The following is a 16,764-nucleotide window of genomic DNA, read 5'->3' on the forward strand; positions in this document are numbered from 1 at the left end:
ACAGGAAAGGCCGCATCGGAAGCATCTCTTCGGCTAACCGCCGTACGAATGCACCACAAGATCTTTGGATGGATCGATTGCACGTTTCGCTGCTAGTTTTCAGGGAGCAACTAAAACCTCTATGAATTAATTTCATAGAGGTTTTTTGCTGTATTTGCATATTTTTCGGGATAGCGTTAAAACTAAAGAGAGGAAGTTCGCCTTAACTGGTTATCAGGTACTTGCAAAGTAATATGGAAATGATTATAATTGAGTTAAGGTCAAAGAAAGTCAAAGTCAATTTACTTCTCAACAACGGGAGGCTGAATTGATGCGTAATGTTTCCGAGATTATCGAGCAATATTTAAAGCATATACTGCAGCAAAGCCCCGAAGGGTCCATTGAGATCCAGCGGAACGAGCTCGCTGATCAATTTCAGTGTGTGCCGTCTCAGATCAATTATGTCATCAGCACACGATTTACCCTTGAAAAAGGCTACGTGGTGGAAAGCAAGCGCGGAGGCGGAGGTTATATCCGGATTCAGAAGATCGAATTAAACGCCTACGGTTCACTGCTGGACACCATCATGACTACCATTCGTGAAAGTATAGATCAAGCGTCGGCCGAAGGATTGATTTACCGTCTGGAAGAAGGGCGGTTGATCAGCCGGAGGGAAGCTGCCATCATTAAAGCGGCAATATCGCGGGATGTGCTTCAGTTTAAGCTTCCTTTGAGGGACGAAGTCCGTGCCCGGATTTTAAAGGCGATGCTGATATCCTTACTGAGCAAATAAGGAGGGGTTGACGTGCTTTGTCAAGAATGCGGCAAACGGCCCGCAACGCTTCATTTTACGAAAATTGTTAATGGTGAGAAGACAGAGTTTCACTTCTGTGAAACATGCGCCAAAGAAAAGGGGGAGCTAATCCCCGGTACGCCGGGAGGTTTCTCCATTCACAATCTGCTTTCGGGCCTGCTCGACTTCGATCCTTCCTCCGGAACGGTCTCAAGCAAAGCGCGTCCGATAAGATGCGAACACTGCGGACTTACGTATTCACAGTTCAGCAAACTGGGACGTTTCGGCTGCAGCCACTGCTATGAAAGCTTTCAGGATAAACTGGATCCTCTGTTTAAGCGGGTTCACGGCAATACGCAGCATGTCGGCAAAGTGCCGAAACGCTCCGGACAGGAGATCGAGCAGAAGCGTGAGGTGGAGCGTCTCAAGAAAGAACTTCAGACGCACATCGAACAGGAAGAATTCGAGAAAGCGGCTCAACTGCGAGACCGTATTCGCGACCTCGATAAGAAGTCAGCCGGCAGCAGTTAACTTCGAAGCCCGCCTCAAACCTTTGAACTTGGAGAAAAGGAGGGTTCCTCTTTGAGACATTTTGTCAAGGAAGCATTAAGCGAATGGATGAAAGGGGACGGTCCCGATTCGGATATTGTGATCAGCAGCCGCATCCGTATAGCGCGGAATCTGCAGGATTATCCGTTTCCGATGTTGGCCACGAACCAGCAGTCCGCGGAAGTGCTTGAGAAAGTTTCAGCTGTACTGGGCAATGAAGATTTAAAAACGATCAGCGACTTCACGCATGTACCGCTCTCGGAACTGAATGAATTGGAGCGGAGGATCTTGGTAGAGAAACACCTGATCAGCCCGAATCTGGCAACCGAATCGCGGAACGGAGCCGTTATCCTTAATGACAACGAATCTATCAGCATAATGGTGAATGAAGAGGATCATCTTCGGATTCAATGTCTTTGTCCCGGATTCCAAATTAAAGAGGCCTGGGATCTGGCGAACCAGATTGACGATATTTTCGAATCCCAGCTCGACTACGGCTTTGACGAAAGACGCGGTTACTTGACCAGCTGTCCTACGAATGTGGGAACCGGTATAAGGGCTTCGGTCATGATGCATCTGCCCGCTCTTGTTTTGACCCAGCAAATCAATCGAATTCTATCGGCGGTTTCACAGGTTGGCCTGACAGTCCGGGGTCTATATGGCGAAGGAAGTGAAGCGTTAGGAAATTTATTTCAGATTTCCAATCAAATTACGCTCGGCCAGTCCGAAGATGAAATCATTGATAATCTATATAGCGTAGCCAAACAGATTATCGAACACGAGCGTGCCGCAAGAAGGCAACTCATGCAGGAATCCCGAATACGTATAACAGACCGCGTTATGCGGTCATACGGAATTCTGACTCACGCTTCGATTATCGATTCCAAGGAAGCGGCACAGCGGCTATCCGATGTCCGCCTTGGCATAGATCTTAATTTAGTGGGGGAAGTTCCCACACACACCATGAATGAGCTTCTCGTGATGACACAACCAGGCTTTTTGCAGCAAATAGCAGGGGAGCTGTTATCTCCTGACGACCGGGATATCCGGCGTGCCCAAATCATTAGGGAACGATTCAAGCCGTGTCATAACGTTTAATGGTACTATACGACTTTCGTTCGAAATTACAATGGAGGTGCTAAGTATGATGTTTGGAAGATTTACGGAACGTGCACAGAAAGTTCTTTCCCTTGCACAGGAAGAAGCAGTACGCCTGGGTCACAACAATATAGGTACAGAGCATATCTTGCTGGGCCTTATTCGCGAAGGCGAAGGCATTGCGGCCAAAGCGCTGGTGGCTCTCGGACTCGGACTTGAAAAAATTCAAGATGAGGTCGAATCATTAATCGGCCGCGGACAAGAGCAGCCCTCCAATATCGCTTACACACCGCGTGCCAAAAAGGTCATTGAACTTTCGATGGACGAAGCCAGAAAGCTTGGCCATACGTATGTAGGCACGGAGCATATCCTGCTCGGTCTTATCCGCGAAGGCGAAGGGGTTGCGGCGCGCGTGCTGAACAACCTGGGCATTTCCTTGAACAAAGCCCGCCAGCAGGTCCTGCAGCTTCTTGGAAGCAGCGAGGTTGTTTCGAGCAATCACGGCAGCGGCAACAATGTCAATACGCCTACGCTGGACAGTCTCGCGAGAGATCTGACGGCTATCGCCAAAGAAGGCAACCTGGATCCGGTTATCGGACGTTCCAAAGAAATCGAGCGTGTTATTCAGGTTCTCAGCCGGCGTACCAAAAACAACCCTGTTCTGATCGGGGAGCCAGGTGTAGGTAAAACGGCTATCGCCGAGGGCCTCGCCCAAAAGATCATCAACAATGAAATTCCGGAAACGTTAAAAGATAAGCGTGTAATGACGCTAGATATGGGTTCTGTCGTGGCAGGCACCAAATACCGCGGTGAATTTGAAGATCGTCTGAAGAAGATCATGGATGAGATCCGCCAGGCAGGGAACATCATTCTCTTCATTGATGAGCTGCATACCTTGATCGGCGCCGGCGGTGCAGAGGGTGCGATCGATGCCTCTAACATTCTGAAGCCGGCTTTGGCCCGCGGCGAACTGCAGTGCATCGGGGCCACTACTTTGGATGAGTACCGCAAATACATCGAGAAGGATGCCGCTCTGGAGCGCCGCTTCCAGCCGATTACGGTGGATCAGCCGACTCCGGAAGAAGCGATTCAAATCCTTCACGGACTGCGCGACCGTTATGAGGCGCATCACCGGGTAAAAATCACCGATGAAGCTATCGAGGAAGCCGTTAAGCTGTCGGATCGGTATATCCCCGATCGGTTCCTGCCTGACAAGGCAATCGACTTGATCGATGAAGCGAGCTCTAAAGTAAGGCTTCACTCTTATACGGTACCGCCTAGCTTGAAAGAGCTGGAGCAAAAGCTCGAAAACATCCGCAAGGAGAAAGACGCGGCTGTTCAAAGCCAAGAGTTCGAGAAAGCCGCTTCTTTGCGTGATACCGAGCAGAAGCTGCGCGAAGAACTCGACAGCACGAAGAACGATTGGAAAGAGAAGCAGGGACGCATGGATACGGAGGTTACTCCGGACGACATCGCCCAGGTGGTTGCAAGCTGGACCGGAATTCCAGTGCGCAAACTGGCTGAAGAGGAAACCGAGCGTCTTCTCAAAATGGAAGAAATTCTTCACAACCGTGTAATCGGTCAAGAAGAAGCGGTTAAAGCGGTCAGCCGCGCAATCCGCCGAGCAAGAGCGGGTCTGAAAGATCCGAAGCGTCCGATGGGTTCCTTTATCTTCCTGGGTCCAACCGGTGTAGGTAAAACCGAGCTTGCCCGTGCTTTGGCGGAATCCCTGTTCGGAGACGAAAATGCCGTTATCCGCATTGATATGTCCGAATATATGGAGAAACACTCCACGTCCCGTCTCGTAGGGGCGCCTCCGGGATATGTAGGCTACGAAGAAGGCGGGCAATTGACTGAAAAAGTACGCCGCAAGCCTTATTCCGTCGTCCTGCTTGATGAAATCGAGAAAGCACACCCGGAAGTGTTCAATATCCTTCTGCAAGTGCTGGAAGACGGACGCCTTACCGATTCCAAAGGCCGTACGGTTGACTTCCGCAACACCTTGATCATCATGACGTCCAATGTGGGCGCCGATACGATCAAGAAAAATTCGACGCTCGGCTTTACGGCTGTCCAAGATTCTGGCAAAGATTACAACAACATGAAGGACAAAGTCATGAACGAGCTGAAGAAAAGCTTCCGTCCGGAGTTCCTGAACCGGATCGACGAAATTATCGTCTTCCACTCTCTGGACGAGAAGCACATTGCTGAAATCGTCACTCTCATGGCCGACGAGCTCCGCAAACGTCTGAAAGAACAGGAAGTCGACTTTATGCTCACCGATAACGCGAAGAACTTCCTGGCTAAAGAAGGTTTTGATCCAAGCTATGGAGCAAGGCCGCTCCGCAGGGCCATCCAGAAACACATTGAGGACCGTCTCTCCGAGGAGCTTCTCAAAGGAAGCATTTCCAAGGGCGACTCCCTTACTATAGACGAAAAAGACGGCGCACTTGTTGTTCTTCGGAACGAAGAAGCGATGACGCAGTCCAAGTAAGGTATAAAATCAAGCATTTTGCGGTATGCAGCTGTACCGCAAAATGCTTTTTCTTTTGCCAAGTACTTTCATAGCATTCGCAAAAATGGTAAACTTTGAATGACGCTGGAACGGTTTGCCCGTTTTACGCGTAGAAAGAGAAGGGGAACTTCGCGCCATGAGTAAAACAAAAACGAAATTCATCTGCCAGCAGTGCGGGTATGAAACCCCGAAGTGGCTCGGCAAATGTCCCGGCTGCGGAGCGTGGAACAGTTTTGCCGAAGAAGTAGAGACGGTTGTCAAGACGCAAGGAATGAATTCTTCTTTTCTGCGGACGAAAGAAAAACCGACTCCGATCATAAACATAGAAAGCAGCGTAGAGCAGCGTGTGCTTACGGATAATGGCGAGCTCAACCGCGTTTTGGGCGGCGGGTTCGTGCCCGGTTCGCTCATTCTGGTCGGGGGAGACCCCGGTATAGGGAAATCGACCCTGCTCCTGCAAACCTCGCACTCGCTGACCAAAGAGGGGCGGAAGGTTTTATACATTTCAGGCGAGGAATCGATTCGTCAGACGAAGCTTCGCGCGGACCGGCTGGATGCCGTTTCACCGAATCTATACGTGCTCTGCGAAACGAATATGGAAGTGGTTCAAGAGGCGATCCAGGAGGTCCAGCCGGATTTTCTGGTCATCGACTCCATTCAGACCGTCTACCATCCAAGCGTATCTTCCGCCCCGGGCACCGTTTCCCAAGTACGTGAATGCACAAGCCATTTCATGCGCATAGCTAAGCTTAAGAATATAGCGACGGTTCTCGTCGGCCATGTGACCAAGGAAGGCGCCATTGCAGGACCGCGTCTGCTTGAACACATGGTGGACTGTGTGCTTTATTTTGAAGGGGAACGGCACCACACCTATCGCGTTTTGCGTGCGGTCAAAAACCGGTTCGGTTCAACGAACGAAATCGGCATCTTCGAAATGCGGGAGACCGGGCTGGCCGAAGTGAGCAATCCGTCCGAGCTGTTCCTGTCCGAGCGCCCGCTTGGCGTAGCCGGATCGACGGTCGTCGCCAGTATGGAAGGAACGAGACCGGTCCTGGTCGAGATTCAGGCGCTTGTCTCGACGACGAACTTCCCGTCTCCGCGAAGAATGGCTACGGGAATCGACCATAACCGGCTGTCGCTCATTATGGCGGTTCTGGAGAAACGGGTCGGCTTGTTCCTTCAGAGCCAGGACGCTTATTTGAACGTAGCCGGTGGAGTCAAGCTCGATGAGCCGGCTGTCGATCTTGCTGTGGCGATAAGCATCGCCTCCAGCTTCAAAGAGCAGCCGACCCAAGCTTACGATGCCGTGTTCGGCGAGATCGGCCTCACGGGAGAGGTCCGCGGCGTATCTCGTATCGACCAGCGTGTCAAGGAAGCGCAGAAGCTCGGCTTCCGGCGCATCATTCTGCCTGAGAAAAGTCTCAAGGGCTGGACGGCTCCTCAAGGCATCGAAGTGGTCGGCGTAAGCACAGTATCCGAAGCTTTAAAAGCAGCATTGGGCTAGTTTGAAAGCCCGTCCAGCCGGATTACCCCGGCCTCGCAAGACGGATCTATTGAAAACAAGGCATAGCGTGAACACGCTCGGCTAACAGAACGGAAATGCTTCAGGAGGATTAACATGAGCAAAGAAGAAACTAAACGAGACGTCATGAGCCAACTGCTCCAGCTGGTCGCTCCGGGTACGCCTTTCCGCGATGGGCTCGAGAACGTGCTTCGTGCCAAGACGGGAGCCTTGATTGTCGTCGGATGTACTCCGGAAGTCATGGAAATCGTGGACGGCGGATTTTCAATCGACTGCGATTTTACGCCAAACTACTTGTATGAATTGGCTAAGATGGACGGAGCTATCATTTTAAATGAAGATGCCAAGAAAATTTTATATGCGAATACCCAACTGATTCCGAACTCTTCGATTCCGTCGACCGAGACGGGAATCCGGCACCGTACGGCCGAGCGGGTTGCCAAGCAGACAAACAAACTGGTTGTGTCTATTTCCCAGCGCCGGAACATTATTACCTTGTATCAAGGAAACCTGAGGTATTCCCTCAAGGATATCGGGGTCATTCTGACCAAGGCGAATCAGGCGATTCAGACGATGGAACGATACAAGACGGAACTGGATCAGTCCTTGATCAATCTGGGTGCTTCCGAGTTCGAAGAGCTTGTGACTCTGCATGATGTCACCAATGCCATTCAGCGGGTGGAGATGGTGCTGCGTATCAAGAACGAGCTCAACAAGTACATTACGGAGCTTGGAACCGAAGGAAGGCTGATTTCCATGCAGCTCGAAGAGCTGGTCGGAAATACGGAGCTGGAAGTGCGTCTGCTCTTAAAGGATTACGTCCGGGAACTCACCGAAGAGAAGATCAAAGATATTTTGCTGGGGCTCAAGCGGCTGTCTTCCGAAGAATTGCTTGATCCGCACCACATTATCCGGTTGCTCGGCTATCCGCACACCAACGCCGTATCGGAGGAACTCGTTTCTCCAAGAGGATTCCGGGTACTCAATAAAATCCCGCGGCTTCCTTCCATCATTATCTCTAATTTGGTGGAAAAGTTCGGTCACCTGCCTCATATCACGGTGGCGACAATCGAAGAACTGGATGAGGTAGACGGAATCGGAGAGGTTCGGGCTAGAGCGATCAAAGAAGGGCTGCGCAGAATTCAGGAGCAAGTATTAATTGACAGGCATATTTAAATTGCATACAATCATAAAGTATAAATATGGGTTGGATCACGTTGTTTTAATGGGGTACAGTATATTTAGAGGTGGACTAAACTAATATGATAACCAAATCGCTTCCTAGCTTGTTTACTGTTGGGAATCTGTTTTTAGGCATTCTGGCCATTATTCTCGTTTTTAACGAAAGACCGGATACAGCGGCCGTACTTGTCATTGTGGCTATGCTGCTCGACGGTCTGGATGGACGAGTTGCTCGTGCGCTCAACGCGCAGAGTGAGTTTGGTAAAGAACTGGATTCATTGTCGGATGTCATTTCGTTCGGTGTAGCACCGGCATTCATTATGTACGTTGTCGCATTCGGCGATATCCGCCCTGCCGCGGCAGCTTGGGTCGTAACGGCAATATTCCCGATTTGCGGAGCTCTTCGTCTGGCACGGTTTAATGTGGTGGCAGGTACACCGGGTTACTTTATCGGCTTACCTATTCCGGCAGCAGGCGGCATACTTGCAACGCTGGCATTGTTCCACAACGAGCTAAACGTCTATGTGTTGCTGGTCAGCACAGTGCTGCTTTCCTATCTGATGGTGAGCAACGTCAAATATCCGAACTTCAAGAAAGCGGGCATTCCCAAAGCCGCTATCTGGATTACACCGATCATTGTGATCATTGCCGTCATTATCGGAATCAGCAAACCATCGTTCATTTCCAAAATGATTTTCATACCGCTTGTGATTTATGCGCTCTATGGCTTAAAAAAAAACGTTGATCGCCTCTTCGTTCTTCGCCGCAGAAAGCATAAAGGCATGGAAAAGACCGAGGATCTGGCGAATTCTAAAACTCATTTATAAAAAAGAGCAGGGAGCCTAAGCTTCCTGTTTCTTTTTTTGCCGTGAATCGGTATTAGGAAGTACAAAAAAAGCATCTATTTTCATCCGGGTTGCGGAGGAGAATACATGCTTTTTTCTTCTATCTAAGACATATTAAAAAATCCGAGTGTCGAGCATTTTTTCGATTCGTCTTCGAGCACTTTTTCCAAATTTACATCAAGAAGATTGCTCAGAGCGGAAAGATAAAAAAGGTGCTTACCGATTTCAGTGGAAATCGCCTCCATGCAGTGTTCGCACAGTTGGCCTTCCAAATGGGTTTGCAGCTCGATTTTAGCCTGATCCAATGTCATTTCGGGAGAATACTCCTGTTTCTTGGCATTGACTTCAATACAGCCGCATTCGGTAATCGATTTGATGACAGAGCGGTTCACACCGGCATTGGATTGTTGGAATTTGGACAATACATCAAGCAGGCTGCGATGGCGAAGCAGCAGTTCACCAACTTGTTCCTGGAAATCTTTCAGGGACAGGGCACTCATCTCATGCACCTCATTTTAGTTTCGTCTCCACCTCATTATATAGAAATTGAGATAGCGAGGCAATCTAAGACCTCCTATGTGTTTATACATCCAACATTTGGAACATACTTGTAACAGGAGGAAAGGATCCTCTTACTTTGAATGATGGAGGTGAATCCGTAAGATGAAATGGATTCAATGGATTATTGCCGTCTTAGGTGGTGCGCTCGGTTACGGGTGGAGTGATGCCATTATTCAATTATCGGGAATCAACGGTGGAGCGGTTGCGGGTTACACAGCAGCAGGAGCGGGCTTTGTCGGGATGTTTATCGTGTCGTGGTTAGGCATGGGCCTTATTTTAAGACTGGTGCAGCGCGGAGAAAACAGCTTGTCGCAAATGCCGGCTTCCGATCTGATCCCCGCCGCATTCGGTACGATCGTGGGGCTGCTTGCAGCCGTGCTGGTATTCCCGGCGCTTGAACGGGTTCATGTGGTATTGGCGGGTATGACTACCGTTATTCTGGCCGTCATGGGCGGCCGGATCGGATACGACAAGAAAGAGGAAATTTCCGAACTTTTGAGCAGCCGGAAAGACGGCGGAAGCGGCAAAGGGAAAATGCCGGAAGAGCATAAGATCCTCGATACTAGTGTGATCATAGACGGGCGGATTGCGGACATTTGCAAAACCGGATTTATTGAAGGAACGCTGGTTATTCCGGAATTCGTCCTTGAGGAGCTGCAGCATATTGCGGATTCCTCCGATTTGCTCAAACGTAATCGGGGTAGACGCGGATTGGACATTTTGAATAAGATTCAGAAGGAACTTGACGTGAAAGTTCTTATTTACGAAGGCGACTTCGAAGAAATTTCCGAGGTGGACAGCAAACTTATCCGGCTCGCCAAGGTGCTGCAAGGCAAAGTGATCACCAACGATTATAACTTGAACAAGGTTTGTGAGCTCCAGGGCGTATCCGTTCTGAACATCAACGATCTAGCGAATGCCGTAAAACCGGTTGTTCTCCCCGGCGAAGAGATTCTGGTTCAGGTCATCAAGGACGGTAAAGAGCATGGACAAGGGGTAGCGTATCTGGATGACGGAACCATGATCGTCGTGGAAGGCGGACGGGACTTCATCGGCTCCCTGCTTGAGGTAATGGTTACAAGTGTCCTTCAAACGTCAGCGGGACGTATGATCTTCGCGAAGCCCAAGCTCTTGGAAAAAGCGCAATAAAGGGTTATCATAGGGAGAGTATTTCGCTGGGGCTGCAGCTTGTTGCGTTAAAGCAGAGGAAAGGGCTGCAGCAGCAAAACCCGGTGGTAACCGGAGGTATGCAGGTGAATAAAGTCGGCGTCATCGTCGTTGCGGCAGGCAGAGGTTCACGAATGCGGACGGCGGAAAGCAAACAATATCTGGAGCTGGCGGGCAAGCCGATTTTGGTACATACGCTGGAGCTGTTCGAGAAGATCGCCCGCATTGATTCCGTCGTGCTGGTGACCGGGGAAGCGGATGTCCCGCGCTGCGAATCGTACGCCGCCCGCTACGGGCTGCATAAAGTCAGCCGGGTCATAGCCGGCGGCGCAGAACGGCAGGACTCCGTCCGGTCCGGGCTTGAGGCGCTCGGTGCGGACACGCGCTGGGTGCTTGTCCATGACGGCGTCCGCCCGCTCGTTACCGAAGAGCAGGTATGCGCCTGTCTGGACAAAGCCATAGATGCCGGTGCGGCTGTGCTCGCCGTTCCCGTTAAAGACACGATCAAGGTCGTGAGTGAGGATGGCCAGATCATGTCCACACCCGACCGTAAAAGCTTGTGGGCGATCCAAACGCCGCAGGCTTTTCGGTTTTCTCTTTTAAAAGAAGCGCATGAAGAGGCAGCCCGAAACGGATTTCTCGGCACGGACGATGCCATGCTCGTGGAACGGGCGGGGCATACGGTGCATGTCGTCGAAGGGGACTATGCGAATATCAAAATCACCACCCCCGAAGATCTGCCATGGGCGGAATGGTTGTTAGGCAACAGGAGAGGAGAATAGACAGATGATTCGAGTAGGACAAGGATTTGATGTGCATCAGTTGGCGGAGGGGCGTCCATGTATTATCGGAGGCGTTACGATTCCGTATGAGAAGGGGCTGCTGGGGCATTCGGATGCGGATGTGCTGCTTCACGCCATTACCGACGCGATCCTAGGGGCACTGGGCTTGGGCGATATCGGCAAGCATTTCCCGGATACGGCTGCCGAATTCAAGGATGCGGACAGCCTGGTGCTGCTGAAGCGGGTCTGGTCCCTGGCCAGAGAACGCGGTTACCGGCTCGGTAACGTAGATTCCACCATTATCGCGCAGAAACCCAAAATGGCTCCGTATATTCCGCAAATGGCGGAAATTATTGCCCGGGCGCTGGACGCGGAACTGGAGCAGGTGAACGTAAAAGCGACCACTACGGAGCAGCTCGGCTTTACCGGAAGAGGCGAAGGAATCGCGGCGCAGTCGGTTGTTTGTTTGATAAAAGGTGTGCTATCATAAATTATTATTTCAAAGGATCCCGTAAGGGAAAACGGAAGAGAGGCTAATACCATGAGTACCCCACTCCGCGTACGTTACGCACCGAGTCCGACCGGACATCTTCATATCGGTGGAGCACGTACCGCTTTATTCGATTATTTGCTTGCCCGTAAAAACGGCGGCCAATTCGTGGTCCGCTTCGAAGATACAGACCAGACCCGCCATGTCGAGTCCGGTGTACAGAATCAGCTGGACGGCTTAAGCTGGCTGGGGCTGAAATGGGACGAATCCGTCGACATCGGCGGTCCGTACGCTCCTTACCGTCAGATGGAACGTCTGGGCCTGTACCAGCCGTTTATCGATCAGCTGCTGAACGAGCGGAACGCGTATCCCTGCTACTGCACCGAGCAGGAGCTCGAGCGCGAACGGGAAGAGCAGGAAGCGCGCGGAGAAACTCCGCAGTATTCGGGAAGATGCCGCCATCTGACCGCCGAACAGAAGGCGGAGTTCGAAGCGGAAGGGCGCAAGCCTTCTATCCGTTTCCACGTACCGAAGGATAAGACTATCGCATTTAAAGATAAAGTACGCGAAGCGGTCGAATTCGAAACGAACGGAATCGGCGATTTCATCATCGTCCGTCCCGACGGAATTCCGACCTACAACTTTGCCGTTATATTAGACGACCACCTCATGAAAATCTCCCTCGTCATCCGGGGCGAGGAGCATCTGACGAACACGCCGCGCCAGATCATGCTGTATGAGGCACTCGGCCTGCCGGTACCAGATTTTGCGCATCTTTCGCTGATCCTTAACCCGGATCGCAAAAAAATGAGCAAGCGCGACGAGTCCATCATTCAATTCGTACAGCAGTACAGCGAATTGGGTTACCTGCCGGAAGCCGTCGTGAATTTCATCGCTTTACTGGGCTGGTCTCCCGGAGGCGAAGTGGAGATGTTCACGCTGGAAGAGCTTGTGGAACAATTCGATCTGGACCGTGTTTCCAAAAGCCCGGCCGTCTTCGATATGGACAAGCTCAACTGGATGAACAATCATTACATCAAACAGACGCCGCTCGAAAGAATCGCCGGACTGGCTATTCCTCACCTTCAGAAAGCGGAACTTATACCGGTGGAACTTTCGGAAGATCAGCAGCGCTGGGCGACCGAACTCGTCGGTTTGTATCAGGAACAGCTTCGTTACGCTGCGGAGATCGTCGATCTCGCCGAGCTGTTTTTCCGGGAAAAGCTGGATTTCGACGATGAAGCGGCCGCGCTGCTTGCCGAAGAACATGTGCCGGCCGTGGTGCAAAGCTTCTTGAAACAAGTGGAAGCGGCCGACAGCCTGGCGCCGGAAAATGTGCAGAAGCTGCTTAAAGCCGTGCAGGCGGAAACCGGCTATAAGGGCAAACAGCTCTTTATGTCCATTCGCGTAGCTTTAACGGGACAGATGCACGGAAGAGACCTGAACAAGACCATCCATCTGCTGGGCCGCGAAAAAGTGCAGGAACGGCTCCGCGCCTTATTGTAAAGCTGTCTCTTTTGAGCTATACTGATACCAACTTTATACGTTTATGAACAGCGCCGAACAGGAGAGTACCCATAAGACGGAATCTCCAGAGAGGATAACCGAGCGGCACCCCCGCAAGGCTGAAAGTTATCCGATCCCTTTATGAGGAAATGCACCTGTGAGCTGCTGCGCCGAATGATGGTTGTCCATCTGTAGGTTCAGCCGGGTCGTACCCGTTAACAGCGCAGAGTTGGGAGACTTCACAGTCACCAAGCAGAGTGGAACCGCGATTATACGCCTCTGCAGCCTTACGGCTGCGGAGGCTTTTTGATTTTTTGCCAGGAGCAGTTGGTAGGAGCTAAGCATCCCAGAAACGAATAAGAAGGTGATGAACCTTGTGGAAAACCATACGTTCTGATATAAAAGCCGTCTTCGATAATGATCCTGCCGCCCGAAGCTGGTTCGAGGTTGTGTTTACTTATTCCGGGCTCCATGCCATTTGGGCGCATCGGGTTGCTCACTGGTTCTACACCCGCAAGTTATTCGCGGCGGCACGTATCATTTCGCAGTTCAGCCGCTTTATGACTGGTATAGAAATCCACCCGGGAGCCACAATCGGCGAAAGGCTGTTTATTGATCACGGGATGGGGGTAGTGATTGGCGAAACGTGTGAAATCGGCAATGACGTTATTCTTTATCAGGGAGTCACGCTCGGCGGGACGGGTAAAGAGAAAGGCAAACGGCATCCGACGATCGGCAGTAAGGTGGTTATCTCCTCCGGGGCTAAGATACTGGGCTCCTTCAAAGTGGGAGACAATGCGATGATCGGGGCCAATGCGGTCGTGCTTAAGGAAGTTCCCGCAAACTCTACGGTAGTGGGCATTCCCGGAAAGATTGTGAAAAGGGACGGAATCCGGGTCAACCGGCTGGATCACGGCAACGTGCCCGATCCGGTACTTGATCTTTGCCGCACTTTACAGGTGCAAATCGACGAATTAAGGGAACAATTAGAAGAAGAGAAGATCAAGAATGGAGGCGTTAGGGAGCATGACACTCAGAATGTTTAATACGATGTCAAGAGAAAAAGAAGAATTTAAACCTCTTGAACCGGGCAAGGTGAAAATGTACGTGTGCGGCCCGACCGTATATAACTATATTCATATCGGCAACGGACGCCCGGCGATTTTCTTCGATGTCGTCCGCCGCTATTTAACCTATGTCGGTTACGAAGTGACCTACGTGGTGAACTTTACGGACGTGGACGATAAGCTGATCCGCAAAGCAGAAGAAACAGGGGAGACCGTCCAGGAGCTGGCCGACCGTTTTATCGCCGCCTATATGGAAGATATGAAAACCCTCCGTATCGAGCCGGCCACTATTCATCCGCGGGTAACGGACAACATGGAGATCATTATCACCTTCATTAATTCGCTGGTGCAGCAGGGCTTCGCTTATGAGAACGGCGGAGATGTATACTACCGGACCTCCCGTTTTAAAGAATACGGAAAGCTGTCGCATCAGAATCTGGATGAGCTTCAGTACGGAATCCGCATCGAAGTGGATGAGCGCAAGGAAAATCCGCAGGATTTTGTTCTTTGGAAAGCGGCAAAACCGGGAGAGGTATTCTGGTCCAGTCCTTGGGGCAACGGGCGTCCGGGCTGGCACATCGAATGCTCCGCGCTGGTGCACAAATACCTGGGAGAATCGATCGACATTCACGGCGGCGGCGTAGACCTGACGTTCCCGCACCATGAGTGCGAAATTGCCCAGACGGAAGCCATTACGGGCAAGCCGATGGCGAAATACTGGCTCCACAACGAATTCCTCAATATCGATAACGAAAAAATGTCCAAATCCCTCGGCAACGGAGTGCTGATCAGAGAGATCGCCAAAAAGATCAAGCCGGAGACGCTCCGCTTCTTCATGCTGTCCTCCCATTACCGGAATCCGCTTAATTTTAGCGAAGACGGGTTAACGCAGGCCGGCAACGGATTGGACCGTATCCAGAATTGTGTGACCAACCTGAAACACCGTCTCGGCATCGCTCAGGAAGATGCGCTGGATGATCAGGTGGAGGCACGCGTGAAAGAAATTGAAGCCCAGTTTATTTCGAAAATGGACGACGATTTCAATACTCCCGACGCGATCACTGCTGTTTTCGATCTTGTCACGGAGGCCAACCGGGTGCTCCAGCAGGAGCGGGTATCGGCGGCTACGCTCAGACTGATCATGGGCCGCTTCCGCAATTTCGATTCCGTACTCGGTATCCTGGCAAGAGAAGAGGATGAACTGCTGGACGAGGAAATCGATGGACTGATTGAAGAGCGCAATGAGGCGAGACGGGCGAAAAACTGGGCGCGCGCCGATGAAATCCGCGACCTGCTTACAGAGAAGGGCATCTATCTCGAAGATACACCGCAGGGTATCCGTTGGCGCCGGAAATGAATTCCGATAAGCTGAATCCGCAGCTGTTCCGGTACCCGCCTTCCCAGAAGCCGGAACTGATCAACCCGTTAGTCCTTGCTTACGTCGGGGATGCCGTATATGAGATGTTTATCCGCCAGTACGTCATCTCCATGCCCAACCAGCGCCCGAATCATCTGCACCGCGCCGCTACGCGCCATGTATCGGCCAAGGGGCAATCGAAAGCTCTCCAGGCGCTGATGCCTCTTCTTACGGAAGAAGAAACGGGCATAGTCAAGCGCGGACGCAACGCCAAATCCGGTTCGACGCCCAAAAATGCGGATGTGCTGGAATACCGGCACAGCACCGCATTCGAATCCCTGATCGGCTATTTGTACTATAAGCAGGCGTATGAACGCCTGAACTATATCATGGAAGCCTCGCTGGCGCCGGAGAAAATTGCGGCTCTTACGGCTCCGGAGTCCGAAGCGGGCAGCACTTCAAATCAGACTGGCGGAACGGACACCGGCACCGTAAGGTTTCAATCGGACGCTTCCGGCGGGCCGGAGGCAGCCGGAGCAGCTCCGAATGGGGAAGCGCCGTCCGATGCACACAAACTTTAAGCAGAACTTATTATAGGAGGCACGACCATGGAAGAATACATCGGCGGTAAACACTCGGTGCTCGAAGCGCTGCGCTCCGGCCGCACCATTCATAAAATATGGCTGAGCGAGTCCGCCCAGAAGCAGCTGGCCCAGCCCGTTGCCGCGGAAGCCAAAAAGCTCGGCGTCATCGTGCAGACAGCCGACAAGCGCAAGCTCGACCAGCTTGCTCCGGATTTGCAGCACCAAGGCGTCGTTGCCCAGGTGGCGGCATACGATTACGCCAGCGTGGACGACATCTTGGCGCGCGCCGAGCGCAAAGGAGAGGATCCGTTCATTCTGATCCTCGACGAGATCGAGGATCCGCATAATCTCGGATCCATTCTCCGTACGGCGGACTGCACCGGCGTGCACGGCGTCATCATTCCCAAGCGGCGCTCTGTCGGCTTGACCGCAACCGTCTCGAAGACATCGGCCGGGGCGGTGGAATATGTGCCCGTAGCCCGCGTGACGAATATTTCCCAGACCATCGCCGATCTGAAAGAACGCGGTGTCTGGATAGCGGGCACGGACGTGAGTGCGGCTGACGACGTATACCGCAGCAATTTTAAAATGCCGCTGGCTCTGGTTATCGGCAACGAAGGCCGCGGAGTCGGTCGCCTGATCAAGGAATCGTGCGACTTTCTCGTGAAGCTGCCGATGCATGGACGAGTGAATTCGCTCAATGCATCCGTAGCCGCCGGAGTATTGATGTACGAGGTAGTCAGACAACGTACTACGGGATAACCTCG

The 16,764-nt window shown here is 51.8% G+C and carries 16 protein-coding genes; 15 read left to right on the forward strand and 1 reads right to left on the reverse strand.

The features are described from left to right. Positions 1 to 310: 310 nt before the first annotated feature. The 7 genes from AC58P5_RS26950 to pssA all read left to right on the forward strand — a co-directional run bounded on the left by AC58P5_RS26950 (position 311) and on the right by pssA (position 8,465). Positions 311 to 772, forward strand: coding sequence for a CtsR family transcriptional regulator (locus tag AC58P5_RS26950; RefSeq protein ID WP_009674502.1), 462 nt, complete (start codon positions 311 to 313; stop codon positions 770 to 772). A 12-nt stretch (positions 773 to 784) separates the two neighbouring features. Then, positions 785 to 1,303: a protein-arginine kinase activator protein McsA gene (gene mcsA / locus AC58P5_RS26955; RefSeq protein ID WP_103998033.1), complete on the forward strand. Its 519-nt coding sequence runs from the start codon at positions 785 to 787 to the stop codon at positions 1,301 to 1,303. A gap of 87 nt (positions 1,304 to 1,390) precedes the next feature. Further along, positions 1,391 to 2,419 carry a protein-arginine kinase McsB gene (gene mcsB / locus AC58P5_RS26960; RefSeq protein WP_497392162.1) on the forward strand — a complete coding sequence of 343 codons (1,029 nt, stop codon included), beginning with the start codon at positions 1,391 to 1,393 and terminating at the stop codon, positions 2,417 to 2,419. Positions 2,420 to 2,465: 46 nt separating this feature from the next. Further along, complete coding sequence (clpC, locus tag AC58P5_RS26965) at positions 2,466 to 4,913, forward strand: ATP-dependent protease ATP-binding subunit ClpC (RefSeq protein WP_497392074.1); 2,448 nt, start codon at positions 2,466 to 2,468, stop codon at positions 4,911 to 4,913. A 157-nt stretch (positions 4,914 to 5,070) separates the two neighbouring features. Continuing rightward, the gene (gene radA / locus AC58P5_RS26970) at positions 5,071 to 6,438 is read left to right on the forward strand and encodes a DNA repair protein RadA (protein ID WP_497392076.1); all 1,368 of its coding nucleotides are present in this window, start codon (positions 5,071 to 5,073) and stop codon (positions 6,436 to 6,438) included. A 114-nt stretch (positions 6,439 to 6,552) separates the two neighbouring features. Continuing rightward, positions 6,553 to 7,632 carry a DNA integrity scanning diadenylate cyclase DisA gene (gene disA, locus AC58P5_RS26975; RefSeq protein WP_497392078.1) on the forward strand — a complete coding sequence of 360 codons (1,080 nt, stop codon included), beginning with the start codon at positions 6,553 to 6,555 and terminating at the stop codon, positions 7,630 to 7,632. A gap of 86 nt (positions 7,633 to 7,718) precedes the next feature. Beyond that, entirely contained in the window at positions 7,719 to 8,465 is a 747-nt protein-coding gene (pssA, locus tag AC58P5_RS26980) for a CDP-diacylglycerol--serine O-phosphatidyltransferase (RefSeq protein ID WP_497392080.1), read from the forward strand. Between the two features lie 122 nt (positions 8,466 to 8,587). Here pssA and AC58P5_RS26985 read toward each other — a convergent pair whose 3' ends face one another. Next, a complete protein-coding gene (locus AC58P5_RS26985; protein WP_497392082.1) occupies positions 8,588 to 8,983 on the reverse strand; it encodes a DUF1573 domain-containing protein in 396 nt (131 codons plus the stop codon). A gap of 163 nt (positions 8,984 to 9,146) precedes the next feature. On the opposite strand from AC58P5_RS26985, the gene AC58P5_RS26990 reads away from it, so the two are divergent. The 8 genes from AC58P5_RS26990 to rlmB all read left to right on the forward strand — a co-directional run bounded on the left by AC58P5_RS26990 (position 9,147) and on the right by rlmB (position 16,759). Beyond that, the gene (locus tag AC58P5_RS26990) at positions 9,147 to 10,193 is read left to right on the forward strand and encodes a PIN/TRAM domain-containing protein (protein WP_497392084.1); all 1,047 of its coding nucleotides are present in this window, start codon (positions 9,147 to 9,149) and stop codon (positions 10,191 to 10,193) included. Positions 10,194 to 10,291: 98 nt separating this feature from the next. Next, positions 10,292 to 10,993 (forward strand): 2-C-methyl-D-erythritol 4-phosphate cytidylyltransferase, encoded by a 702-nt coding sequence (ispD, locus tag AC58P5_RS26995; RefSeq protein ID WP_497392086.1) that lies wholly within the window; start codon positions 10,292 to 10,294, stop codon positions 10,991 to 10,993. Positions 10,994 to 10,997: 4 nt separating this feature from the next. Next, a complete protein-coding gene (gene ispF / locus AC58P5_RS27000) occupies positions 10,998 to 11,483 on the forward strand; it encodes a 2-C-methyl-D-erythritol 2,4-cyclodiphosphate synthase (protein ID WP_103998026.1) in 486 nt (161 codons plus the stop codon). 51 nt (positions 11,484 to 11,534) lie between these two features. After that, a complete protein-coding gene (gene gltX / locus AC58P5_RS27005) occupies positions 11,535 to 12,989 on the forward strand; it encodes a glutamate--tRNA ligase (protein WP_497392088.1) in 1,455 nt (484 codons plus the stop codon). Between the two features lie 374 nt (positions 12,990 to 13,363). Next, on the forward strand, positions 13,364 to 14,035 hold the full coding sequence (gene cysE, locus AC58P5_RS27010; protein WP_497392090.1) for a serine O-acetyltransferase: 672 nt from the start codon (positions 13,364 to 13,366) through the stop codon (positions 14,033 to 14,035). After that, positions 14,016 to 15,413, forward strand: a complete 1,398-nt coding sequence (gene cysS, locus AC58P5_RS27015) for a cysteine--tRNA ligase (RefSeq protein ID WP_497392092.1) — start codon at positions 14,016 to 14,018, stop codon at positions 15,411 to 15,413. The genes cysE and cysS overlap by 20 nt, the downstream gene beginning before the upstream one ends. Then, positions 15,398 to 15,994 (forward strand): Mini-ribonuclease 3, encoded by a 597-nt coding sequence (locus AC58P5_RS27020; protein ID WP_497392094.1) that lies wholly within the window; start codon positions 15,398 to 15,400, stop codon positions 15,992 to 15,994. Before cysS ends, AC58P5_RS27020 begins: the two co-directional genes overlap by 16 nt. 27 nt (positions 15,995 to 16,021) lie before the next feature. Further along, positions 16,022 to 16,759, forward strand: coding sequence for a 23S rRNA (guanosine(2251)-2'-O)-methyltransferase RlmB (gene rlmB, locus AC58P5_RS27025; protein WP_497392096.1), 738 nt, complete (start codon positions 16,022 to 16,024; stop codon positions 16,757 to 16,759). The last annotated feature ends 5 nt before the right edge of the window (positions 16,760 to 16,764 follow it).

This window comes from Paenibacillus sp. JT31N7, from assembly GCF_059692095.1.

Bases quoted from the DNA above. Each gene is read 5' to 3' on its own strand.
- AC58P5_RS26950 (WP_009674502.1), top strand. From the start codon at position 311: ATGCGTAATGTTTCCGAGATTATCGAGCAATATTTAAAGCATATACTG.
- mcsB (WP_497392162.1), top strand. From the start codon at position 1,391: ATGAAAGGGGACGGTCCCGATTCGGATATTGTGATCAGCAGCCGCATC.
- clpC (WP_497392074.1), top strand. From the start codon at position 2,466: ATGATGTTTGGAAGATTTACGGAACGTGCACAGAAAGTTCTTTCCCTT.
- radA (WP_497392076.1), top strand. From the start codon at position 5,071: ATGAGTAAAACAAAAACGAAATTCATCTGCCAGCAGTGCGGGTATGAA.
- disA (WP_497392078.1), top strand. From the start codon at position 6,553: ATGAGCAAAGAAGAAACTAAACGAGACGTCATGAGCCAACTGCTCCAG.
- pssA (WP_497392080.1), top strand. From the start codon at position 7,719: ATGATAACCAAATCGCTTCCTAGCTTGTTTACTGTTGGGAATCTGTTT.
- AC58P5_RS26985 (WP_497392082.1), bottom strand. From the start codon at position 8,983: ATGAGTGCCCTGTCCCTGAAAGATTTCCAGGAACAAGTTGGTGAACTG.
- AC58P5_RS26990 (WP_497392084.1), top strand. From the start codon at position 9,147: ATGAAATGGATTCAATGGATTATTGCCGTCTTAGGTGGTGCGCTCGGT.
- ispD (WP_497392086.1), top strand. From the start codon at position 10,292: ATGCAGGTGAATAAAGTCGGCGTCATCGTCGTTGCGGCAGGCAGAGGT.
- ispF (WP_103998026.1), top strand. From the start codon at position 10,998: ATGATTCGAGTAGGACAAGGATTTGATGTGCATCAGTTGGCGGAGGGG.
- gltX (WP_497392088.1), top strand. From the start codon at position 11,535: ATGAGTACCCCACTCCGCGTACGTTACGCACCGAGTCCGACCGGACAT.
- cysS (WP_497392092.1), top strand. From the start codon at position 14,016: ATGACACTCAGAATGTTTAATACGATGTCAAGAGAAAAAGAAGAATTT.
- rlmB (WP_497392096.1), top strand. From the start codon at position 16,022: ATGGAAGAATACATCGGCGGTAAACACTCGGTGCTCGAAGCGCTGCGC.